26 protein-coding genes, 1 pseudogene and 1 riboswitch are annotated in these 21,036 nt (G+C 65.0%); of the genes and pseudogenes, 17 read left to right on the top strand and 10 right to left on the bottom strand.

Features of this window, described 5'->3' with window-relative positions; genetic code table 11:
- Nucleotides 1-254 precede the first annotated feature (254 nt).
- Together JQ591_RS34450 and JQ591_RS34455 are read right to left on the bottom strand one after the other, a co-directional pair.
- On the bottom strand, nucleotides 255-803 hold the full coding sequence (locus JQ591_RS34450; RefSeq protein WP_211400409.1) for a PRC-barrel domain-containing protein: 549 nt from the start codon (nucleotides 801-803) through the stop codon (nucleotides 255-257).
- A 213-nt stretch (nucleotides 804-1,016) separates the two neighbouring features.
- Nucleotides 1,017-1,577, bottom strand: coding sequence for a hypothetical protein (locus tag JQ591_RS34455; protein ID WP_211400410.1), 561 nt, complete (start codon nucleotides 1,575-1,577; stop codon nucleotides 1,017-1,019).
- A gap of 180 nt (nucleotides 1,578-1,757) precedes the next feature.
- On the opposite strand from JQ591_RS34455, the gene JQ591_RS34460 reads away from it, so the two are divergent.
- Nucleotides 1,758-2,498 (top strand): response regulator, encoded by a 741-nt coding sequence (locus tag JQ591_RS34460; protein WP_211400411.1) that lies wholly within the window; start codon nucleotides 1,758-1,760, stop codon nucleotides 2,496-2,498.
- Nucleotide 2,499: 1 nt separating this feature from the next.
- Nucleotides 2,500-3,825, top strand: a complete 1,326-nt coding sequence (locus JQ591_RS34465; protein WP_211400412.1) for an ATP-binding protein — start codon at nucleotides 2,500-2,502, stop codon at nucleotides 3,823-3,825.
- A gap of 2 nt (nucleotides 3,826-3,827) precedes the next feature.
- On the opposite strand, the gene JQ591_RS34470 is transcribed toward JQ591_RS34465, so the two are convergent.
- Nucleotides 3,828-4,040, bottom strand: a complete 213-nt coding sequence (locus JQ591_RS34470) for a hypothetical protein (RefSeq protein WP_211400413.1) — start codon at nucleotides 4,038-4,040, stop codon at nucleotides 3,828-3,830.
- Nucleotides 4,041-4,284: 244 nt separating this feature from the next.
- Between JQ591_RS34470 and JQ591_RS34475 the strand changes: the two genes are divergently transcribed.
- The 6 genes from JQ591_RS34475 (at nucleotide 4,285) to thiC (ending at nucleotide 9,955) form a co-directional block, all read left to right on the top strand.
- Nucleotides 4,285-4,839, top strand: coding sequence for a lytic transglycosylase domain-containing protein (locus tag JQ591_RS34475; RefSeq protein WP_211400414.1), 555 nt, complete (start codon nucleotides 4,285-4,287; stop codon nucleotides 4,837-4,839).
- Nucleotides 4,840-4,890: 51 nt separating this feature from the next.
- Nucleotides 4,891-5,019, top strand: a riboswitch (TPP riboswitch).
- Nucleotides 5,007-6,032, top strand: coding sequence for an FAD-dependent oxidoreductase (locus JQ591_RS34480; protein ID WP_211400415.1), 1,026 nt, complete (start codon nucleotides 5,007-5,009; stop codon nucleotides 6,030-6,032). (Overlaps the previous riboswitch by 13 nt.)
- On the top strand, nucleotides 6,023-6,220 hold the full coding sequence (thiS, locus tag JQ591_RS34485) for a sulfur carrier protein ThiS (protein ID WP_027570647.1): 198 nt from the start codon (nucleotides 6,023-6,025) through the stop codon (nucleotides 6,218-6,220). Before JQ591_RS34480 ends, thiS begins: the two co-directional genes overlap by 10 nt.
- Nucleotides 6,221-6,389: 169 nt before the next feature.
- On the top strand, nucleotides 6,390-7,172 hold the full coding sequence (locus JQ591_RS34490) for a thiazole synthase (RefSeq protein ID WP_211400416.1): 783 nt from the start codon (nucleotides 6,390-6,392) through the stop codon (nucleotides 7,170-7,172).
- Entirely contained in the window at nucleotides 7,159-7,767 is a 609-nt protein-coding gene (locus JQ591_RS34495) for a thiamine phosphate synthase (protein WP_211400417.1), read from the top strand. The genes JQ591_RS34490 and JQ591_RS34495 overlap by 14 nt, the downstream gene beginning before the upstream one ends.
- A gap of 289 nt (nucleotides 7,768-8,056) precedes the next feature.
- Nucleotides 8,057-9,955: a phosphomethylpyrimidine synthase ThiC gene (thiC, locus tag JQ591_RS34500; protein WP_211400418.1), complete on the top strand. Its 1,899-nt coding sequence runs from the start codon at nucleotides 8,057-8,059 to the stop codon at nucleotides 9,953-9,955.
- An 81-nt stretch (nucleotides 9,956-10,036) separates the two neighbouring features.
- Here thiC and JQ591_RS34505 read toward each other — a convergent pair.
- Nucleotides 10,037-10,521: pseudogene (locus JQ591_RS34505) on the bottom strand (DUF4262 domain-containing protein).
- A 135-nt stretch (nucleotides 10,522-10,656) separates the two neighbouring features.
- Between JQ591_RS34505 and JQ591_RS34510 the strand changes: the two are divergent.
- Entirely contained in the window at nucleotides 10,657-11,178 is a 522-nt protein-coding gene (locus JQ591_RS34510) for a mismatch-specific DNA-glycosylase (protein WP_211400420.1), read from the top strand.
- A 361-nt stretch (nucleotides 11,179-11,539) separates the two neighbouring features.
- Here JQ591_RS34510 and JQ591_RS34515 read toward each other — a convergent pair whose 3' ends face one another.
- Together JQ591_RS34515 and JQ591_RS34520 are read right to left on the bottom strand one after the other, a co-directional pair.
- Entirely contained in the window at nucleotides 11,540-12,268 is a 729-nt protein-coding gene (locus JQ591_RS34515) for an SDR family oxidoreductase (RefSeq protein ID WP_211400421.1), read from the bottom strand.
- Nucleotides 12,269-12,378: 110 nt separating this feature from the next.
- Nucleotides 12,379-13,827 carry an outer membrane protein gene (locus tag JQ591_RS34520; protein ID WP_349630428.1) on the bottom strand — a complete coding sequence of 483 codons (1,449 nt, stop codon included), beginning with the start codon at nucleotides 13,825-13,827 and terminating at the stop codon, nucleotides 12,379-12,381.
- Between the two features lie 291 nt (nucleotides 13,828-14,118).
- Here JQ591_RS34520 and JQ591_RS34525 point away from each other — a divergent pair, with 291 nt between their 5' ends.
- Nucleotides 14,119-14,829 (top strand): glutathione S-transferase family protein, encoded by a 711-nt coding sequence (locus JQ591_RS34525; RefSeq protein ID WP_211400423.1) that lies wholly within the window; start codon nucleotides 14,119-14,121, stop codon nucleotides 14,827-14,829.
- Between the two features lie 171 nt (nucleotides 14,830-15,000).
- On the opposite strand, the gene JQ591_RS34530 is transcribed toward JQ591_RS34525, so the two are convergent.
- Nucleotides 15,001-15,435 carry a hypothetical protein gene (locus JQ591_RS34530; RefSeq protein WP_211400424.1) on the bottom strand — a complete coding sequence of 145 codons (435 nt, stop codon included), beginning with the start codon at nucleotides 15,433-15,435 and terminating at the stop codon, nucleotides 15,001-15,003.
- 469 nt (nucleotides 15,436-15,904) lie between these two features.
- Between JQ591_RS34530 and JQ591_RS34535 the strand changes: the two genes are divergently transcribed.
- The 4 genes from JQ591_RS34535 (at nucleotide 15,905) to JQ591_RS34550 (ending at nucleotide 17,925) form a co-directional block, all read left to right on the top strand.
- Nucleotides 15,905-16,288, top strand: coding sequence for a RidA family protein (locus JQ591_RS34535; RefSeq protein WP_211400425.1), 384 nt, complete (start codon nucleotides 15,905-15,907; stop codon nucleotides 16,286-16,288).
- Nucleotides 16,289-16,442: 154 nt separating this feature from the next.
- Nucleotides 16,443-16,703, top strand: a complete 261-nt coding sequence (locus JQ591_RS34540; RefSeq protein WP_007613673.1) for a hypothetical protein — start codon at nucleotides 16,443-16,445, stop codon at nucleotides 16,701-16,703.
- A 238-nt stretch (nucleotides 16,704-16,941) separates the two neighbouring features.
- A complete protein-coding gene (locus JQ591_RS34545; RefSeq protein ID WP_106945287.1) occupies nucleotides 16,942-17,193 on the top strand; it encodes a hypothetical protein in 252 nt (83 codons plus the stop codon).
- A gap of 96 nt (nucleotides 17,194-17,289) precedes the next feature.
- The gene (locus JQ591_RS34550) at nucleotides 17,290-17,925 is read left to right on the top strand and encodes a hypothetical protein (protein WP_211400426.1); all 636 of its coding nucleotides are present in this window, start codon (nucleotides 17,290-17,292) and stop codon (nucleotides 17,923-17,925) included.
- Between the two features lie 4 nt (nucleotides 17,926-17,929).
- Here the strand turns inward: JQ591_RS34550 and JQ591_RS34555 are convergent, their stop codons facing one another.
- Entirely contained in the window at nucleotides 17,930-18,415 is a 486-nt protein-coding gene (locus JQ591_RS34555) for a J domain-containing protein (RefSeq protein ID WP_211400427.1), read from the bottom strand.
- A gap of 111 nt (nucleotides 18,416-18,526) precedes the next feature.
- Here JQ591_RS34555 and JQ591_RS34560 point away from each other — a divergent pair, with 111 nt between their 5' ends.
- From JQ591_RS34560 to JQ591_RS34570, 3 genes are all read left to right on the top strand, one after another.
- The gene (locus tag JQ591_RS34560) at nucleotides 18,527-19,294 is read left to right on the top strand and encodes an SDR family NAD(P)-dependent oxidoreductase (RefSeq protein ID WP_211400428.1); all 768 of its coding nucleotides are present in this window, start codon (nucleotides 18,527-18,529) and stop codon (nucleotides 19,292-19,294) included.
- A 223-nt stretch (nucleotides 19,295-19,517) separates the two neighbouring features.
- Complete coding sequence (locus JQ591_RS34565) at nucleotides 19,518-19,766, top strand: helix-turn-helix domain-containing protein (protein ID WP_211400429.1); 249 nt, start codon at nucleotides 19,518-19,520, stop codon at nucleotides 19,764-19,766.
- A gap of 112 nt (nucleotides 19,767-19,878) precedes the next feature.
- Complete coding sequence (locus tag JQ591_RS34570) at nucleotides 19,879-20,397, top strand: collagen-like protein (RefSeq protein ID WP_211400430.1); 519 nt, start codon at nucleotides 19,879-19,881, stop codon at nucleotides 20,395-20,397.
- Between the two features lie 9 nt (nucleotides 20,398-20,406).
- Here JQ591_RS34570 and JQ591_RS34575 read toward each other — a convergent pair whose 3' ends face one another.
- Together JQ591_RS34575 and JQ591_RS34580 are read right to left on the bottom strand one after the other, a co-directional pair.
- Nucleotides 20,407-20,622 carry a hypothetical protein gene (locus tag JQ591_RS34575; RefSeq protein WP_211400431.1) on the bottom strand — a complete coding sequence of 72 codons (216 nt, stop codon included), beginning with the start codon at nucleotides 20,620-20,622 and terminating at the stop codon, nucleotides 20,407-20,409.
- A 96-nt stretch (nucleotides 20,623-20,718) separates the two neighbouring features.
- A complete protein-coding gene (locus tag JQ591_RS34580; protein WP_211400432.1) occupies nucleotides 20,719-20,985 on the bottom strand; it encodes a DUF2277 domain-containing protein in 267 nt (88 codons plus the stop codon).
- Nucleotides 20,986-21,036 lie beyond the last annotated feature (51 nt).

Genomic DNA, 21,036 nt, shown 5'->3' on the forward strand with positions numbered 1-21,036 from the left:
GTCCTCCCTCGAATCTTTGCAAATCCGAAGGAATCACAGGCCCGCCAATGCCGCTCACCTTTTTTCGGTCAGGCTCTGAGGAGACCGCGTAGCGGTCGTCTCGAAGGATGAAGGCCCGGCCGGTGGCTTCGCCCTTCGAGACGCGCAAAGAGCGCTCTTCAGGGTGAGGGTCAACAACTTGCAATGACGAAAAAGAGACACGACAGCGCGCCCGGCAAAACCGGGCGCGCTTCGTTTAGCCGTTCAGAGCCGAATTACTCCGAGTACTTGAACTCGGGCATGTTCTTCAGCTCGTCCTTGCTCGCATTGAACACGGCGTGGTCCGGATACCACTTCGACGAGGCCGTAGCCGTCGTCGTGGTCGTCGTGGTCGTCGCGGGCTTGTTGTCGGTGCCGGTCGCAGCGCCTGTCGTCGTGGTCGCGGCGGGCTTGGCGCCCGGGTTGGTGCCGGCGCCGGTGTAGGCCACGGCCTCATTGACGAACTTCAGCTTGTCATAGGGCACGGCAACCAGATGCTCGCCCAGGCCGAGGAAGCCGCCGACGCCGATCACGGCGATCTTGACGTTGCCGCTCTTGTCCATCAGCAGGTCGTTGATCGAGCCGATGTTCTCGTTGGCGTCGTTATAAACCTTGATGCCGTCCATCTTGGACGTCCGCCACTGTCCCGACGCGCTCGTGGTCGTCGTCGTGGCGGCCGCCGCGGCCGGCATCTTGTCGGTGGTGGCGGTCGGATTTTGCGCAAACGCAACGGTCGCAAGCAGTGCGGTGCCGGCAAGACCGGCGGCGATCGATTTCATCAACATATTGTCCTCTCCTTCAGAAAACTCGTCGGGAGAGAACCGCTCTGATCACTCACAGTTCCTAACGTGCGGCAATTTCGTCGCGCGATTGTGGCACCGCATTGCCGATGAAAGTTCCTAAGTCACGCAGGAACGCACGGTTCCTCGCCGGCGATGTTGCACCCTGGGAAGAAACACCATCGCGGCGAGGAACGCGCCGACCCTGCGTCGCTCAGGTCAGCTCTTGTAGTCGATCAGAAGCGCGGAGAAGTCGGAGCTGGAGGATGAGCTGCCGCTGGCGCCGTAAGACGACGCCGACGATTGCGACTGCTGCAGCGCCTGGAGAAACTGCTTGAGGATCTCGGCCGTAGTGGAGTCGGTCGACGTGCTGCTGGTCGAGTCCGTCGTCGATGAATCCGAGGAGCTGTCGTCCGGCGGCGGACCGGGCGGGGGGCCGCCCGCGCCACCGGGACCGCCGGAGCCATTGGCGAAGGCGGACTGAAACACGCCCTTGAGTTCTTCGGCCTGGTCCGAGGTCAGCGTCCCGTTCGACACCTCGTTCGAGATGAGGTCGTCGATCTTCGACTTCATGTCGTCCTTGGAGGGACGCGTGCCGCTCGACTGATCGCTCGACCGGCTCTGCTGAAGCGCCGTGTCGATGTCGGTCAGCGCCGTCGAAAGCGCCGACTGGTCCGACGACGAGACCGTGCCGGCGGACACTTCCGATTGCAATTCCTGCTGCAGCCGCTGCAATGGCGACTGGTAGTTACCGGCGGAGGCCGCCGAAATCGAGGTCATGATGGCTCCGTGGGTTTTGCGGGGTTTCTTGTGTGACCACGCCACGGTATGGTTAACGGTCTTAACGAGACCTTGCCGCTCCACTGCCCGGTGATGTCCGCGTGTTGCCGCAAGAGACACGGAAACAATCTGAAACAAAAATCTTCGCCATTTGGCCCGAATCTTGGACAAACAAAGCGCATGGCCATTCCCAATCCCAACATCCTTGTCGTCGAAGACGATCGCGAAACCCGGACGTTGATTGCGAAATACCTGCGCAACAACGCCTGCAACGTCACCGCCGTGAGCGACGGCCGCGAGATGTCGCGCGCCATGGCCGATCATCGCGTCGACCTCATCATCCTCGACGTCATGCTGCCCGGAGAGGACGGCCTCAGCCTGTGCCGCAAGGTGCGCGCGGAGGGACAGACTCCGATCATCATGCTGACCGCACGCGGCGAGGACATCGACCGCATCGTCGGCCTGGAGATGGGCGCGGACGACTATCTGCCGAAACCGTTCAACCCGCGCGAGCTGCTCGCCCGCATCAACGCGGTGCTGCGGCGGCAGGCGTCGGCGCAGGCGGCAAGCTCGATCGAAGGCGCCAGCACGCTGGCCTTCGAAGGCTGGCGCATCGATCTGCGGCTGCGCGAGCTGCGCAATCCCGAAGGCGCGCGCGTCGCGGTGACCAGCGCCGAGTTCGACCTGCTGCGGACGTTCTGCGAGCGGCCCGGCCGCGTGCTGTCGCGCGACAGCCTGCTCGACCTCACGCAGGGGCGCAACACCGGCTCGTTCGAACGCTCGATCGACGTGCTGGTCAGCCGCATCCGCCGCAAGATCGAGCCCAATCCGGCCGATCCGACCATCATCAAGACGGTGCGCTCCGGCGGCTATCTGTTCACGCCCAGGACGGAAGCGGTCACGGCAGCCTTGAGCAGCTGACATGCGGCTTTTGGGATTTTTTCATCTCAGGAGCATCAGCGGCCAGATCGCCGCGCTGGTCGTGGTTTCGATTGTCGCGCTTCATCTCATCATCACGGCGGGTTTTCTGATCACCCGGCCGGACCGCGCGGCGGCGCCGCCGGACAGCGAGCATGAACTGGCCAATGCCGCGCTGCTGCTGTCTGCGGCCGACGCGAGCGAGCGGCCGCGCCTTCTCGCCGACGTCGCGCGCGCCTTTCCGGATCTGCGGGTCGAAGAGATCGCGCCCGGCTCCGCGACCCCCGTCGGCGACGTCGAGGGCCCGCATTTGCACGGCATGCGCCGCCATCTCGGTCCCGGCTACAAGGTCGTTACGCTGGCGCCGAGCGGCGGCTCGTCCCGGATCGGCATCCAGCTGCCCGACGGCACAACGATCGCTGGCAATATTGAACGGGGACGGTCGGGCTGGTTCTGGGGCAATCCCTGGATATCGACGCTGCTGTCTGCCGTGATCAGCGTGACGCTGCTCGGCGTATGGGCCGCGCATGCTCTCGCCGCGCCGTTGTCGTCCTTCGCCAAGGCCGCCGAGAATTTCAGCCTGGACGGGGCGGCAGATCCCCTGCCCGAGCGCGGCCCGGAGGAGATCCGTTCGGTCGCGCGCGCGCTCAACCGCATGCACGAGCGGATCGCGCGGCTGATGTCGGACCGCACGCGGATGCTCGCCGCGATCAGCCACGATCTGCGCACACCGATCACGCGGCTGCGCCTGCGCGCCGAGTTCATCGAGGACGAAGGCAACCGCAAGCGCATGCTGATCGATCTCGACCAGATGCGTTCGATGCTGGAATCCGTTTTGTCGCTGTTGCGCAACGACCGCCAGATCGAGGCGGTGACGCTGGTCGACATCGCGAGCACGCTGCAGCTCATCGCCGACCAGTTCGGCGACATGGGCCATGTCGTGCACTATGACGGCCCGCAATCTGCGACCGCCGCGGCGCGGCCCGACGATTTGCATCGCGGCGTCACCAACCTGGTCGAGAACGCGGTGCGCTTCGGCGCCGAGGTGACGATCCGCCTCGACATGTCAGGCACCAGGCTCGTCATCGACGTCGAGGACGACGGTCCCGGCATTTCGGATGCGCGCAAGCAGGAGATGCTGGAGCCGTTCGTGCGCGGCGACGATGCGCGCACCATGGACGAGTCCACCGGCTTCGGCCTCGGTCTGTCGATCGCGCGCGCGATCGCGATCGCCCATGGCGGCGAGCTGTCGCTGCATGACCGGGAGCCGCATGGGCTGATCGTGCGGATGCAATTGCCGATATGGCAGCAGCCGCGGCTGGCCGCCTGACTTCAGGCCGCGAGCGGGCGCGCTATAGGCGCCTCGTCGAAGATCGCCACCGCCTCGAAGCGATAATTGCAGGCGCGGCAAGTCCAGAGATAGGAGACGCGCCCCTCGCCCGGCTCGATCCAGTCGGCCGTCGGGATCGGCGCGCCGCATTGGGCACAGGGGTTGTTTCTGGGGATATCGCCGGTGTGGGCTTTGACCATGGTTGATTTTGTCATGGCACCTCTCCCGATTCGCTGGCCGCTACATACTCGCTTTCGTGCGCCCGTGCGAATAGACAGGCCTGCTGTCGCGAGTTGTCCGCCTGAGGGAACTCTAGCGCCAGCATTGAGTCGTAACAGCGGCTCGGCGCCGCGAAAACGTTAACGGCGGCGTTTGGTCACATCATCGCCGCGTTCGGGAGGCCTAAACGGCAGCCGGGCGCAGGCCGTTCAAGCCACTCAGGGACCTCCGGGATATCTGATGAAAATTTTACGTGTTGCCGCGCTGCTCGCGGCCGGATTGACGTTGCCGCAGGCCGCATTCGCGGGCGAAGCGGAGTATGCCGAGATGGTCGCGGCCCACGCGCGCGCCAACGGTGTGCCGGAGGCGCTGGTGCATCGCGTCATCATGCGCGAAAGTCGCTATCAGCCCGGCCTGGTCGGCCATGGCGGCACCATCGGGCTGATGCAGATCAAGCTCGCGACCGCCCGCGGGGTTGGCTACACCGGTGACGCCGCCGGCCTGCGCGATCCCAACACCAACCTCACCTATGCCGTGAAATATCTCGCCGGCGCCTATCACGCCGCCAACGGCGATCACGCCCGAGCCGTTCGCTATTTCGCCGGCGGCTATTACTACGCCGCCAAGCGGCAGCGGCAGGAAACGACGCAACGGATGGTGCAACAAGCGAGCACGGAGACGAGCCACGAACTTTGGCTCGAGCCGAACGGCAATCCGCAGCCGATATTCGGCGCCGTGCCGCACCGGAAGCTCGCCCAGCGCGTCCGCAACGCCCGGGCGCAGGCGCCGAGGTAAGTGCGGTTCCCGCCAAACGCGTTGACACAGCCCGTCACTGGCATACATTAGAGCCGTTCCGAGGGGTGCTCCGAGGAGGAGCTGAGATACCGCTAAATGGGCAAATCCGCCCAGGACCGCGGTGACCCTTTGAACCTGATCCGGGTCATGCCGGCGAAGGGACAGGGATGTTGCAGACGACCAAGCGACCGGATTCCCCGGTATCCATCATCGGCGCAGGCATTGCAGGCGCCTGGCAGGCCTTGCTGTTCGCGCAGGCCGGCCACGCCGTCACCTTGCACGAGCGCGGTGACGCCGACATGACCGATGCCACCAGCCATTGGGCCGGCGGCATGCTCGCGCCTTATTGCGAGGCGGAGGTTTCCGAACCCATCATCAGCCGCCTCGGCCTGCGCTCGCTCGACATCTGGCGGCGCGAGCTGCCGGACACGCCCTTCAACGGCTCGCTGGTCGTCGCCCACCCGCGCGAGCGCAACGACTTCGAGCGTTTTGCCCGGATGACCGAAGGCCACCGCCGGCTCGACGCCGCCAGCCTTGCCGAGTTCGAGCCGTCGCTCGAAGGCCGCTTCCGCGACGCGCTGTTCTTCCCGACCGAGGGCCATGTCGAGCCGCGCCGCGTGCTGCCGCAACTGCACGAGCGGATCCGCGCCGCCGGCGGCACCATCAAATTTTCCAGTGACGTCAGCGCCGCCGAACTCGCAAAACTTGATGCTAAAGGCATCGTGATCGACTGCCGCGGCCTTTCTGCGCGCGACGAGCAGCCTGGCTTGCGCGGCGTCAAGGGCGAGATGATCCTGATCGAGACCGCCGAGGTGCAGCTCGCGCGCCCGGTGCGGCTGATCCATCCGCGCTGGCCGCTCTATGTGATCCCGCGCGAGGACAATCAGTTCATGCTGGGCGCGACCTCGATCGAGGCCGAGGACACCGGCGTCAGCGTACGCTCGGCGCTGGAGCTGCTGGGCGCGGCCTATGCCGTCCATCCCGCCTTCGGCGAGGCCCGCATCGTCGAATTCGGCTCCGGCCTGCGCCCCGCTTTTCCCGACAATCTGCCGCGCATCGGCATCCGCGGCAGTACGATCAGCGTGAACGGCCTCTACCGCCACGGCTTCCTGATCGCGCCGGCGCTGGCCGAGCTGACGCTCAGCTTTGTCGAGCGCGGCCAGATCGACAATGAGGTGATGCAATGCGCGTGATCGTCAACGGTGAGCAACGCGAGATCAATTCCGCGAGCGTGGACGCGCTGCTCAGCGAGCTCGACTACGAGGGCACCCATTTCGCGATCGCGCTCAACTACGACGTCGTGCCGAAGAGCCGCTGGGCCGAGACCCACCTCAAGCCCGGCGACGAGATCGAGATCATCACGCCGCGGCAGGGAGGGTGAGGACGATGGCAGGCTCTCTCCATTCGTCGTCCCGGCGAAGGCCGGGACCCATACCGCGTGATCTCACTTGGGGCACGCGGGGAGAGACCGACCGTCACAGCCCGGTTCTGTGGTTATGGGTCCCGGCCTTCGCCGGGACGACGGCTAAATCTGAGGAGACACCTCCGACATGGTGACCTTCTACGGCAAGACCTTCGCCTCCCGCCTGCTGATCGGCAGTGCGCTCTATCCCTCGCCTGCGATCATGCAGTCGGCGATCCGCGCCTCGGGCTCGAACATCGTCACGGTGTCGCTGCGGCGCGAATCCGCCGGCGGCAAGACCGGCGATGCGTTCTGGAATCTGATCCGCGAGCTCGACGTCACCGTGCTGCCGAACACCGCCGGCTGCCGCAGCGTGCGCGAGGCGGTGACGACGGCAAAGCTGGCGCGCGAATTGTTCGGCACCTCCTGGATCAAGCTCGAAGTCATCGCCGACAACGACACGCTGCAGCCCGACGTGGTCGGCCTGGTCGAGGCCGCCGCCATCCTGATCAAGGACGGCTTTGAGGTGTTCCCGTATTGCACCGAGGATCTCTCGGTCGCCAACCGCCTGGTCGATGCCGGCTGCAAGGTGGTGATGCCGTGGGCAGCTCCCATCGGCAGCGCGAAGGGCATCACCAACCGCGACGCGCTCAAGCTGATGCGCGAGCGGCTGCCCGATATCACGCTGGTGGTCGACGCCGGCATCGGCGCGCCGTCGCACGCGGCGCAGGCGCTCGAGCTCGGCTACGACGCCGTGCTGCTCAACACGGCCATCGCAAAAGCCGCCGATCCCGTCGCCATGGCCAACGCCTTCCGCCTCGGCATCGAGGCCGGCCGCACCGCTTACGAAGCCGGGCTGATGAACGCCCGCGATTTCGCCTCCCCTTCCACCCCTGTCGTTGGGACCCCGTTCTGGCATGCCGTATCCTGATCGCTTTTATCCCGTCGTCGACAGCCTCGCCTGGGTCGAGCGCCTGACCAAGCTCGGCGTCGGCACCATCCAGCTGCGCGCAAAAGATCTCGACGATTCGCAGTCGCTCCAGATGGTCACCGATGCGCTGGCGATCACCGAGGGCACGCAGGCCAGGCTCGTCGTCAACGACTACTGGCGCGCGGCGATCGTCGCCGGTGCAAAGTACCTGCATCTCGGCCAGGAGGACCTTGCCGACGCCGACCTCGATGCCATCCGCGAGGCCGGACTGTCGCTCGGCGTTTCCACCCATGACGATGCGGAGCTGGACACCGCGCTCGCCGCCGAGCCGGATTATGTCGCGCTGGGCCCGATCTTCTTCACCACGCTGAAGTCGATGCGCTTCGAACCGCAGGGCATTCCAAAGATCACGGAATGGAAGAAGCGTATCGGCACCATCCCGCTGGTCGCGATCGGCGGCATCAAGTTCGAGCACGCCGCGGAGATCTTTGCCGCGGGTGCGGATTCCATCGCCGTGGTTTCCGACGTCACCCAGAATGCCGACCCGGATGCGCGGGTGCGGCAATGGCTCGGCCGACCTGCGGAGGCGGCATGAGCCACACTCTCTCCACTCGTCATTGCGAGCGAAGCGAAGCAATCCAGAGTCTCTCCGCAGAGACAGTCTGGATTGCTTCGTCGCAAGTGCTCCTCGCAATGACGGAGCAAGTCTCTCCATCCCGTCACCCCCGCGCAACGGCGAAGCCGTTGTCGCTCGAGGTGGCCGCTTCTTCAGCGGCCCTCGAAGGGCGACGGCCCGGCTCCATCCTTCGAGGCTCGCAAGTGCTCGCACCTCAGGATGACGAACAGCACGCGACGACGCAAAACCATATTCAACGGAGGATCCCATGAACATCCGCTCCAACCCCGACAAGACCGTCCCCGCCGTCACCACCGGCCCGCTGCCCTCCTCGCGAAAGATCTTCGCCTCGCCCGACGCCGCGCCGGATATCCGCGTGCCCTTGCGCGAGATCATCCTGTCCGAAGGCGCCGGCGAGCCGAACCTGCCGGTGTACGACACCTCCGGCCCCTACACCGACCCAAGCGTGACCATCGACGTCAACGCCGGTCTTGCGCGCGGCCGCAAGGCCTGGGTGCTGGAGCGCGGCGGCGTCGAGGAATATCAGGGCCGGCAGATCAAGCCGGAGGACAATGGCAGCGTCTCCACCGACAAGGCCGCGCGCGCCGTCTCGGCCTATCACCAGCCGCTGCGCGGCCTCGACGGCCACAAGATCACGCAGCTCGAATTCGCCCGCGCCGGCATCATCACCAAGGAGATGATCTACGTCGCGGCGCGCGAAAATCTCGGCCGCAAGGAGCAGCTCGAGCGTGCGGAAGCAGCGCTCGCCGACGGCGAAAGCTTTGGCGCGGAGGTCCCCGCCTTCATCACCCCGGAGTTCGTCCGAGCTGAGATCGCGCGCGGCCGCGCCATCATCCCCTGCAACATCAACCATGCCGAGCTCGAGCCGATGATCATCGGCCGCAACTTCCTGACCAAGATCAACGCCAATATCGGCAACTCCGCCGTGACCTCGTCGGTCGAGGAAGAGGTCGAGAAGATGGTATGGGCGATCCGCTGGGGCGCCGACACCGTGATGGACCTCTCCACGGGCCGCAACATCCACACCACCCGCGAATGGATTCTGCGCAACGCGCCGGTGCCGATCGGCACCGTTCCGATTTACCAGGCGCTGGAGAAATGCGATGGCGATCCGGTCAAGCTGACCTGGGAGCTCTACAAGGACACGCTGATCGAGCAGTGCGAGCAGGGCGTCGACTATTTCACCATCCACGCCGGCGTGCGCCTGCAATACATCCACCTCACCGCCAACCGCGTCACCGGCATCGTGTCGCGCGGCGGCTCGATCATGGCGAAGTGGTGCCTGGCGCATCACAAGGAAAGCTTCCTCTACACCCATTTCGACGAGATCTGCGACCTCATGCGCAAGTATGACGTCTCGTTCTCGCTCGGCGACGGCCTGCGCCCGGGCTCGATCGCGGACGCCAACGACCGCGCGCAGTTCGCCGAACTCGAGACGCTCGGCGAACTGACCAAAATCGCGTGGGACAAGGGCTGCCAGGTCATGATCGAAGGCCCCGGCCACGTGCCGATGCACAAGATCAAGATCAACATGGACAAGCAGCTCAAGGAGTGCGGCGAGGCGCCGTTCTACACCCTCGGGCCCCTGACCACCGACATCGCGCCGGGCTATGACCACATCACCTCGGGCATCGGTGCGGCCATGATCGGCTGGTTCGGCTGCGCCATGCTCTGCTACGTCACGCCGAAGGAGCATCTCGGCCTCCCTGATCGCAACGACGTCAAGGTCGGCGTCATCACCTACAAGATCGCCGCCCACGCCAGCGATCTCGCCAAGGGTCACCCGGCAGCGCAGCTGCGCGACGACGCCCTCTCCCGCGCCCGTTTCGACTTCCGCTGGAGCGACCAGTTCAACCTCGGCCTCGACCCCGAGACCGCCAAGAACTTCCACGACGAGACCCTGCCGAAGGAAGCCCACAAGGTCGCCCATTTCTGCTCGATGTGCGGCCCAAAATTCTGCTCGATGAAGATCACGCAGGACGTGCGGGACTATGCGGCGACGCTGAATGATCCGAACAGCGTGGGAATGTCGATGAGTGGGACTGCCGAGGACGGCATGGCCAAGATGAGCGCGAAGTTCAAGGAGATGGGCGAGAACTTGTATCTGGATGCGGAGAAGGTGAAGGAGAGCAATCGGGTGTTGTGAGAGACTTCTCCTCGTCGTGCTCGGGCTTGACCCGGGCATCCATCGGAAACAAAAAGCCGGGCAAACAGCCCGGCTTTTTCATCAAGAAACCATCCTCTTTAACAACGGCTGGCCCTCTTTCACATCGGATATGCATTCCACCTCCCAGGGAAAGTGCCGATTGACGTCCTGCCAGATGACTTGCAGGCAGGGGAATGAGCGCCGGGACTTGGAGTAGAACCAGATCGCCGTGCCGAGATATTCGGGTAAGCCTCGAAAGGCACTTGCCAGAAGCCAAGCTTATAATCGTTCTCCAGAAGATCGCCGGAGATATCGCCGTCGACAAATTTATGCCCCTCCGCTACCCGATCACGAACAAGGTTGATGATGGCGTGAGCGTTCTCCGAGCGCTGGCCGAAGATGATAAGCTCGGGGTGACCATAGTTCAGAAACAGGCCAATTGAGAATGCAAACGGCGGAGCGGCATCGGGAATTCCGACGATATGGCAACCGTGATTGCGGACGTTGCGAAGAATGACTTCGTCGGCTTCGGGCTCGGGCTCGGGCCACTCGAACGTGTCTTGCATCCTTCACCTCGACCAAGTTGGTGGGTACGGCACTCGCGCGCCTTTGCCCACCGTACAACCGCTAAGGCGCTAAACTTAATCACGCTCACTAGGGCATCCGCGGCCTATCGTAACTCAATGGCAAGCTAAGTGAAAATGCCCGAGGATGAACTCCACCGCCTCCCCGACCAACTCCGTCCCAATCTCCGCCTCGTCTTCGTCGGCACCGCCGCCAGCACGCGCTCGGCTGAGCTCGGGCACTACTACGCCCATCCCGGCAACCGCTTCTGGCGCACGATCCATGAGGCCGGGATCACGCCGCGGCGCTATCAGCCGGGCGAGTTCGCAGCGCTGATCGAGTTCGGGATCGGCTTCACCGATCTCTCCAAGTCGGGCGCCGGGATGGATCACCAGATCGCGGCCGCATCGATCGACGTGCCGGGGTTCAGGGCCAAGATCGAGATGTATCGCCCGAAGACGATTGCGTTCACGAGCAAGAAGGCGGCGAGCCTGTTTTATGGCAGGCCGTCGAGCGGGATTGCGCTGGGGCGGCAGCCGCGCGATGAGAGTTTGCCCGAGGTGTTCGTGCTGCCCTCGCCGTCCGGTGCGGCGTCGGGGCATTGGACGCTGGAGCCGTGGCGCGAGCTGGCCAAGTGGATTGCTGCGCAGGGTGGATGAACGATAGCCCCTCACACTCGATCGTCGTCCCGGCGAAGGCCGGGACCCATAGCCACAGTCCGCAATTTGGCGACGACTCGTCGTTCGGTACTTCTACCGGCCGCAACCGGTAGATCACGCGGTATGGGTCCCGGCCTGCGCCGGGACGACGTTGGGGAGGCAACATGGCCGCACCGCGTTCTCCGACCAGGCCGGGACGACACCGTGGGTTTGGCTACGCCGCACAACCCATCTCGTAGCTTCGTAGGGTGGGAAAAGGCGCTCTTGCGCCGTGCCCACCATCTCTCCACAAAACCGACGGAACGGTGGGCACGGCGCGCGAAGAGCGCGCGCCTTTGCCCATCCTACAAGAGCACGCGCCCTAAAGATCGAAATTGGTCGGCAGCATGACCACGTCGCGAATGGTCATGCCGCGCGGCCGCGTCAACATGAACATCACGACCTCGGCCACTTCACTGGCCTCCAGCAGGCTTCCGGAGTCCCTGGCTTCCCTCAGCTTCTCCGGCGGCCAGTCCGCGAGCAGTGAGGTCACGACCGGGCCGGGCGAAATCGAGCCGACGCGAATGCCGTGCTTGAAGACCTGGCGCCGCACCGTCTGGACGAAGCAGTTGATGGCCCATTTGGACGACGCATAGACTGGCTCCCATGGCGTCGGAAAATGCGCCGCCAGCGAGCTCGTGACGATGATGTCACCGGTCCGGCGCGCGATCATGTGCGGCAGCACGTCGTGCACGTTCTTCATCACGACGTTGACATTCAGGTTCAGCATCCGGTCGATCGCCATGGTGTCGGCATCGACCAGATCGCCACCGACATACGTTCCCGCATTCGCATGCAGGATGTCGAGCTGGCCGGCCTGCTCCAGTACGCGCGGCAGCAGCGTCGCGCAGTCTTTCGGGTCCAGCAGGTCGACGCGCAGCGGGATCACCGCGTCGCCGTGCTTGTCGCAGAGCGCGTTGAGCGCGGCCTCGTCGCGATCGACCATCACCACGCGCGCGCCCGCGGCCAGCATCGCCTCGGTGCTGGCCAATCCGATGCCCGACGCGGCGCCGGTCACGGCCGCAACCTTGCCTTCCAAGTCTCTCGCCATGGGGTCACCATCCTGCTGACGTCACCAGGATGCAGAGTGTAGCGATTTCGGGCGGCGTTGTCGGGGACAAACCAGCGCCGCGGGATCACAGCAAGCGGCCCTCGCTCCCCTCAATCAAACCGGTACGTCACCCCGAACGTCGCCAGGTGCGTCCGCATCGCGACGTCGTAGGTGCTGGCGGACGGATTGCGCCCGGCGTTGGTGGCGGACCTCGCGACGGTGAAGGACGAACTGCCGTAGTCGGCATAACGGTATTCGGCACGCGCCAGCCAGTGGCCGAAGAGTGCGGTCTCGATGCCGCCGCCGGCCGTCCACCCTGCTTTTGTGGTCGACCCCGTGATGATCGCCGGCGTCAACCCGAAAAAGCCGCAGGCGACGCTGACGCAGGTCGAGGTCAGCTGAACATTCTGCCAGGCCACGCCGCCGGTCGCGTAGAGCAGCGTCTGCGGTGTCACGAGATAGCCGAGCCGGCCCCGCAGGCTGGCGTCCCATTTGGTGCGAATCGCCAGGCCCTCGCCGCGCGACTGGGAGTCGGCGAGCGATATGGTGGTGAAGCCTTCGCGCGTGGTGGTGCTGTCGGCAAAACCAAAATCGCCTTCGACGCCCGCGGTCCATTGCGGGGCGAACTGCCAGAGATAGCCGGCATAGGGGTTGGCGCGGAACGCGGTGTTGTCCATCGGGCGAATGGTGGCGCGACGCGTCAGATCCTCGGGGAAGCCGGCACGCGATTCCGACGTCGTGATGAGATCGGTGCGCGTGGCGCGCGCACCTAGACCCAAGCCCACATACGCGCCGGTCCAGGACGGCAGGATCGCGGCCTGCGCGGCCAGCGGATGCGAACGGCCGCCGATGACGGGCTCGCCGAATTTCCAGGCGAGGCCGACGCTTGCGGTGTGGGTCCGCAAGCTCGCATCGAAATTGTCGATGGTGAGCGCCGGACCTGCGGTCGCCGTGCGCGTGAAATTGAACGGCGCGGCGCCAAAGTCGGCGTAGCGATATTCGGCGCGCACGAGCCAGTTGCCCCACAGCGCGGTCTCGACGCCGGCACCTAACGTCCAGCCGGTCCTGGTCGTGGAATTCGAGATCAAATTGGGTGCTCGGCCGTTGCTGGCACAGCTGGCGCTGACGCAGACGAGGGTGACGTCATAGTGCTGCCAGGCGAGGCCGCCCGTCGCATAGACCAGCGTTGACGGCGTCAGCAGATAACCGGCGCGGCCGCGCAGGCTCGCGTCCCAACCGGCTTTGACCGACAGGCTGTCGACCCCGAAGGTCGACGAGCCGGCCCAGGGCGAGGCGCGAAACCCGGGGAGTGCCGTGGTGTGGTCACCGAATCCGACATCGCCTTCGACGCCGAGAACCCAACTGGGTGCCACTTGCCAGTTGAAGCCGGCATAAGGATTGACGCGAAAGCCGGGGCCATCGAACGGCTGGGTGACGACGCTCTGGCTCAGGTCACGGGGAACGCCGTCTTGCAGCACTGATGTGGTGGTGAGATCGGCGCTGGTCGATCGAAAGCCGAGGCCGAGCCCGGCGTAGAAGCCGGTCCAGGGCGAGGCCACGAGCGGCGGCGCCTTCGTGTACGGTTTTGGCGCGATGTCCGCGGCCTTCGCCGGTGCTACGAGAGCCAGTCCGGCGAAAAGTGCCGTGCCACACCGCAGGACGGCAGTCGTTCGGCGGGTCGATGAATGTCGCATGTCAGGCCTTGGTCCGCCGCAGGAATATCGAGCCCGAATCCCTACTGCGAACGGGTGACGGCAATCGTCCTCCGATCGAAGGAGGCGGCGCACAAAGCGCGGGACTGTTGCAAGTCCGTCACTGCGGCGATACGACTTCAGCGCGAGGAGTGTCCCATGCTGACCCTCTACTCCTATCCCGAACTGTTCGGCGTCGCCGACAACAACGGTTACGGCCTCAAGGTCTATGCCTTCCTGAAACTCGCGGGCGTGCCGTTCGTGCACGAGCACGTGTTCGATGCCTCCGCCGCCCCGCGCGGGCAGCTGCCCTATATCGTGGATGACGGCGAGACGATCGGCGACAGCGAGACCATCATCGCGCACGCCATTGCAAAGTATCGCCTGGGCATCGATGCCGCGTTATCCGCGGAGCAGCGCCGCACCAATCACCTCATGACGCGCATGCTCGACGATCTCTATTGGGTGATGTCGTATTCGCGCTGGAAGGACGATCGCTTCTATCCGGCGTTCCGCGACGGCTTCATCGCGCAGCATCCGCAGATCGACGCGGCCGGGTTCGAGAAAGCCAAGGCCTACAATGCGCAGCGCTATCATTACCAGGGCATCGGCCGCTACTCGCCCGATCAGGCCTACGCGCGAGGTCTCGCCGATTTGCAGGTGCTGGCCGAGATCGCGCCGGCGAACGGCTTCGTCCATGGCCAGGCCCCGACCAGCGCCGATGCCGGCATCTACGGCTTCATCGCCAACATCTATTACTTCCCGATCCCGACGCCGCTGAAGGCGTTCGTCGATGCGCAGAAGAACCTCGTCGCACATTGCGAGAGGGTGCATGCGATGGTGTCGCCACGACCACAGACCTCATCCTGAGGAGATCGCGAAGCGATCGTCTCGAAGGATGGCCGCGGGCGACGCGGGCCTGCATGGTTCGAGACGGCGCTTGCGCGCCTCCTCACCATGAGGGTCTAACACCGCAATGGTGGGCACGGCGCTGACGCGCCTTTGCCCACCCTACGGCACTGAGTTCCTACGGCACCGCCCCTACCGCATCGTGATCGCAAGCCCGCTCAGATCCGCGTTCGCCATCAGGCCGACCTGCGTGCCGGACAGCTCGAGCACGGCGCCCTTCTGGTTGGTCAGCACGATCGCACGGGCGCCGCGGCCCACTGCGATGCCCGCACCGGCGGCGCCGTAGACGCCGGCGACATCGGAGGGACGGTTGATGTTGGAGACGCGGCCGCGCAGCACGGTCTTGGAACCGCCGAAGACGAGGCCGTAATCGAGCCCGCCGGTCGAGAGCGAATAGGAACGGCCGCGGAAGTTGAGCATGCCCGAGCCACCGGAACCGCCGATGATCCAGCCCGCCTTGTAGATCGTCAGCACCACGGTGCCGCCGTCGGCCATCGCCGAGGTCGAGAGGCCGGCCAGCACGGCGATGCCGACCAGTGCGGCGCGGAAGGTGGATACGATCTTCATGAAGAATCTCCGGGGGCTATCTTTCAAGGGGAAAGCGAATCAGACGAGCGGAATCTATCCGATGGATCGGGGCGGCAACATGATGAGGGCGGGTATAAGGCGCGAGGTGCAGCAGCGCATTCAACTGTCATCGTCCGGCTTGACCGGACGATCCAGTATTCCAGAGACCGCGGTGGGATACGGAGACGCCGCGGCGTACTGGATGCCCGCCCCAGTGCGCAAGTGCGCACAAGGCGGGGCATGACGGCGGAGTTTGGTATTGAACACCGACCACTGCCATCATGCCATTCTGCCCCTGTTTTGCCCGACGGAGCAAATGGTTATTTTGCTTTTCCCGAAGCCAAAAAGAAACATCAATGATTTCTGCTGGATGCCTACTGTGCATGGGGTTGTTTTCACGTTTTTTGTTGGAGGCGCCCCGACCTGCCGCTACGCTTGCGCTTCCAGCCGTTCCATCGGAGGTGATCCCATGCCGATCCAGCATTTCGCGCCCCCGCCGCACGTCAAGGCGCCGCCGCTGTCCTTTGCCACGCGCGCCGGCGATCTCCTGTTCGTCTCCGGCATTCCCGGCTTCGACGCCGGCGGCGCGTTGCCCGACGGCTTCGATGCGCAGTTCGCCAACGTCGTCGTCAACATCAAGCGCGTGCTGGAGGAGGCCGGCGCTGGCGTCCGCGACCTCGTCAAGGTCAACGTGCTGCTGACCCGCGCCTCCGACGTCGCCGCCATGAACGCACTCTATGCCGGCGCCTTCGGACCGCCGCCCTACCCCGCCCGCACCACCTGCGTGGTCCAGGCGCTGCCCGATCCGAAGATGCTGATCGAGATCGAGGCGGTGGCGTCGCTGGCGAGGTGAGCCACGCCTTGCACGTGTGACTTGCCGAGCACTCGGCCAAACCAAGTGCGCGACTCCATCTGACATATCCGTGAACTGCCGCTCCCCAGCTTGCAAAGGACCTGCTTTTACCGCACGAATTTTTGCGTCACACTTCCTCATCAGGAGATATTTCATGCGTCGCGTTCTCGCCCTCTGTGCCGTTGCCGGCATCGCCACCTCCGTGTTCGCCGTGCCCGCCTCCGCGGCGGTCGGCTATTACGTGATCCGCTGGGACAACACCGGCATCTGCCAGGTCTGGAACGAGGACCTGAAGTACAAGCCGTTCCAGTGGGGCGTGTCGACCTACAAGGTCGTCAGCAAGCCGCTCCCGACCTTCACGGCCGCCTCGGAGCTCCAGATCAAGCTGCGCGCGGAGCGCCGCTGCACGCTCTAGGCCTGACGCGACAGATCGGATTTCAAGGGGCGGATCGCGCAAGCGGTCCGCCCTTTTCTTTTTGGACGCGCCGCCGGTTTTTCGGCCGAAATCACGCATTTTCCGCGCACGCGCTTTGAACCTGGCCAGCTGGCGGAACTACTCACATCTTGTCCGGGGCGCACCCCCAAGCGTCCCGCACCACCCCTCCCCCTCATTGTCGGGAGGCGCATCACATCTTTCATTTGAGGAGCTGATCATGCGTCGTATTTCCGTGCTGTGCGCTGCTGCGGGCCTTGCCGTCACTGCCTTCGTCGCCGCAAGCCCTGCTGAGGCCAGCTATCACCTGATCCGCTGGCAGGACACCGGCTTCTGCCAGATCTGGGACGAGAGCATCCCGACCACGCCGTGGCCCTCCGACTATTCCCGCGTGAGCGCGACCGTGCCGACCTTGGTCGACGCACTCGCGCTGAAGGATCACGCGTTGAAGAACGGCCACTGCACCTGGTAGGAATTCGATCGGCGGACGACAAGGGCCGGGCAAGGATGCGATGCCAGCATCCTTGCCCGCTTCTTTTTTTCCACCTCGCGGCTTTGGAGCCAATTGATGCGCGCACCGACGAAAGCAACGGTCCTGGCCGCGTCGCTGCTGATCGCCGCCACGGCGAACGCACAGGCCCCGCAATCCTTCCGCGTGATCTCGCCGGTCTTCGGCCAGCTGGTCAGCTTCGCGATGCCGTCGAATTTTTCCGCGGTGTTCGAGAACACCAAGGGCGGCCACTACATCCGCGAGGCCGTGCTGAAGGGTGAGACGCTCGAACGCTGGACCGAGATGATCACCGTGACCGGCGAGAAGGGCATGACGCTCTCTCCCGGTTCATCGCCGGAGAAATTCGCGGGCTCGATCGCCGGCGGTTTCAAATCCGCCTGCCCCGACAGCTTTGCGGCAAAGCCGCTCGGCGCCACCACGTTCGGCCGCTTCGATGGTTTCGTCGCCGTGATCGGCTGCGGCCGCGTCGACAGCGGCCCGACCCGGCACAGCGAAACAGCGCTCCTGATCACGCTCAAGGGCACGACCGACTATTACACGATCCAATGGGCCGAGCGCGGCCCCGAAAGCGACGAGCCGCCGGTGAACGACGACCGCTGGCAGGCGCGGTTGCGCGCGCTCAGCCCGATCGAGCTCTGCCCGATCGTGTCAGGCGAAGCCGCGCCCTATCCGAGCTGCGTGAACAAGAGCTGAGCCCTCACGCGTCCTTGTACGCGCGGGGATGGATCAGGATATCGCGCGCGGCGGCGAGGTCGATGAACGCTTGCGCGCTGCCGCCCCGGTCGGGGTGCATGCCCTTGGCGGCGCGGCGATAGGCCTGGTTGATGTCCTCGCAGGTGAGCTGCACCGCGAGCGGCAGGCCGAGCACCTTGCGGGCGCGATCCTCGCTGGACAATTTCTTCGGCGCAGCATTGCGGCGGCCGAAGCGCGGCGCGGTCAGATCGTGAACGACCTCGAGCACCACGCCGAGACGGCGCTGGGCCGCCAGCGTGACGCTGTGATCGTCATTGTCCACGGCCTGGCGCAGCACCGGAAGCGCCTGCTCGGCCGCCGGCCGCAGCGTGGCATCCGTGCTCATCCGCGCGATCTCGGCCACCAGCCGGCCCGCCTCGGCCCAATCGGCGCCGTCCGCCGACCGCAGGCGCTCAAGCGCCAATTTCCAGGATTCAAGCCGTTCCATCATGCGCGCAACGTTTAGCAATGAAGATCAGTATGCCAAGGCTGCCGTTTCCGACCCCTTAATTTCGGGTTAGCCTTTCATGAAACTTAGAAACGAAATCGGGAGGAAATTGTCATGGCGTTGCTCGCAAACCATATTGCCGTCATCACGGGCGCCGGTTCCGGCATCGGCCGGGCGATCGCGGCCGGCTACGCCCGCGAAGGCGCGCAAGTGGTGCTGCTCGACGTCAACGCCGACACGGTCGCGGAAGCAGCCCAGGAGATCCGCAGGTCCGGCGGCAAGGCCGAGAGCTTTGCGCTCGACGTGACCAAACGCGACGACTGCTTTGCGCTCGCCAAGCAGGTCGCCGACAAGGTCGGGCAGGTCTCGATCCTCGTCAACAACGCCGGCATCACCCGCCGCAATGCCTTCACCGCGGAGACCGAGACGGTGGCGAAGGACTGGAACGACATCATCTCGCTCAACCTCAACGGCGTCTTCAACATGACGCAGGCGTTCCTCAGCCCGTTGCGCGCAGCCAAGGGCCGCATCGTCAATATCGGTTCGATCCAGTCCTTCGTGCATCTGCGCACGCCGAGCTCGGCGGCCTACACCACCTCGAAACACGGCGTGCTCGGCTTCACCAAGGCGCTCGCGGTCGAGCTCGGCAAGGAGGGCGTGCGCGTCAATGCGATCGGGCCGGGCTTCATCGAGACCAACATCAACGCCAATGTGCGCGCGACGAATCCGGCGCTGGTGCAGGCCTTCGTCGATCACACCCCGCTGGCGCGCACCGGCAAGCCCGAGGACATCGTGGGTCCAGCGATCTTCCTTGCGTCGGACATGTCGGCCTACGTCACGGGAACGATCGTGATGGTGGACGGCGGATACCGGACGGTCTGAGCGGGGCGCAACGACGCAACTGCGGTGCGAGATAAGCCCGCATCACGCTGCATCTCACGCCAATCGCGGCGCCTTCGCGGCAATCCTGAGGTCAATTGGTGCGATCGCCCGCGGTTAACCTTTCGTTAACCAAACCCGCCCACCGTAGATCTACGGCTTGGGGGTCGTTTGTTCTCGATCCGCTTCCAAAGACGGAAGCGGGCGTTGATCGGGGAGTGTGTCGATGACCACTGTTCATGTCGCTGCGTCCGAACCGGGCGCGTATTTCCTTTCACCGAACCAGATCGTTCCGCTGCTGATCGGCGCGACCGTCGACGAGGTCGAGCGCGAGCTCGTGCTCCAGACGCTCGCCCGCTGCGACGGCAATCGCACGCGCGCGTCGCGCGTTCTCGGCCTCTCGGTGCGCACGCTGCGCAACAAGATCAGGATCTATGCCGCTTCCGGCATCGAGGTGCCTGCCTATCACGACTAGGGCGTGCGTGCCGTCGATTGATGTTGATCAAGCCCTACGCCATGCCCGGGCGGAATTGCCGCTGTCGTCAAACGCCGCTAATTAGCTTGCTTCCGGTCAAGGGAGCAGTGGCGTGGCAGACGAACAAAAACGGCAGGGACCTCAGGGACCGCGCGGACGGCAGGGCGAACCGGGACGGCCGGGACCGCAGGGTCATCCGGGCAAGCGGGGGCCCGATGGCGCGCGTGGCAAGCCGGGACCGCCGGGCAAACCGGGGCCGATCGGGAAGGCTGGACCGCTGGGCAAGCCCGGGCCGCAAGGCAAGCAGGGCGAAGCCGGCCCGCGCGGGGCAGCCGGAGCGCAGGGGCCTGTCGGGCCGCAAGGGCCGGCGGGGTCGCAAGGCCCGCGCGGCGAGGCCGGTCCGCCCGGCCAGTTGCCGTCGATCGAACAAGTACTGCCGTGGCTCGATCAGCTTTTCGACGCCTGGGACGAACGCCGCCGCCAGCGCGAGCGTGAAGCTGCCGAGCGCGAGGCGCTCGAGGCCGCCGTGCAGGAGACTGACGACGCGCTCCTCGATGACGAGGACGACGGCGGCGAAGGCGACGATCACAGGAAAAAGAAGAAAAAGAAGAAGCACGGCCACAAGGACTGACAGGCGAATCTATTTCGTCCCATTCTCGCGTCGCGGCAGCATGCCCATGCGCTCGAATTGCCAGCGCATGGCGCGGTACCAGAGATAGCCGACCGCCGCGCCGCACAAGGCGAGGATCACGACGTTCGCGCTCGAGAACGAACCGCTCCACCACGTCATCCACGCGGTCCACAGCAGCGTGAAGACGATGGCACCTGCTTTCAGCGGAAGAAGAGGGCGGATCATGATGGTGCTCCGGGTTGTCAAAACCCCGGCGAACATCTTGGCGCGTTGAGACCGCTGCCACCGTGAGCCAGATCACGGAACGGACGTCCGAGACGCCTAACCGAAACGCAGCCGGGAACGTTCCTTGGCCTTTTCCGCCTCGACCTCACGATCGCGCGCCGGCGCATGGGTGTGCAGCGACGTCAGGAGCCTTCGCGCAGCCTCCGAGACCTCCGCCACCGCGCGATCGAAGGCCGCCTCGTTGGCCTGCGACGGCTTGTTGAAGCCGGACAGTTTTCGAACGAACTGGAGCGCGCTGGCGTGGATCTCGTCCTCCGTCGCTTCCGGCTCGAAGTTGAACAGCGTCTTGATGTTGCGGCACATAAGCTCCTCCTCAAAGGCGATCCTGTTCAAGGACGACCGGTGGCGGCCGGA

The sequence above is a fragment of the Bradyrhizobium canariense genome (assembly GCF_018130465.1).
Classification (GTDB): Bacteria; Pseudomonadota; Alphaproteobacteria; order Rhizobiales; family Xanthobacteraceae; genus Bradyrhizobium; species Bradyrhizobium canariense_C.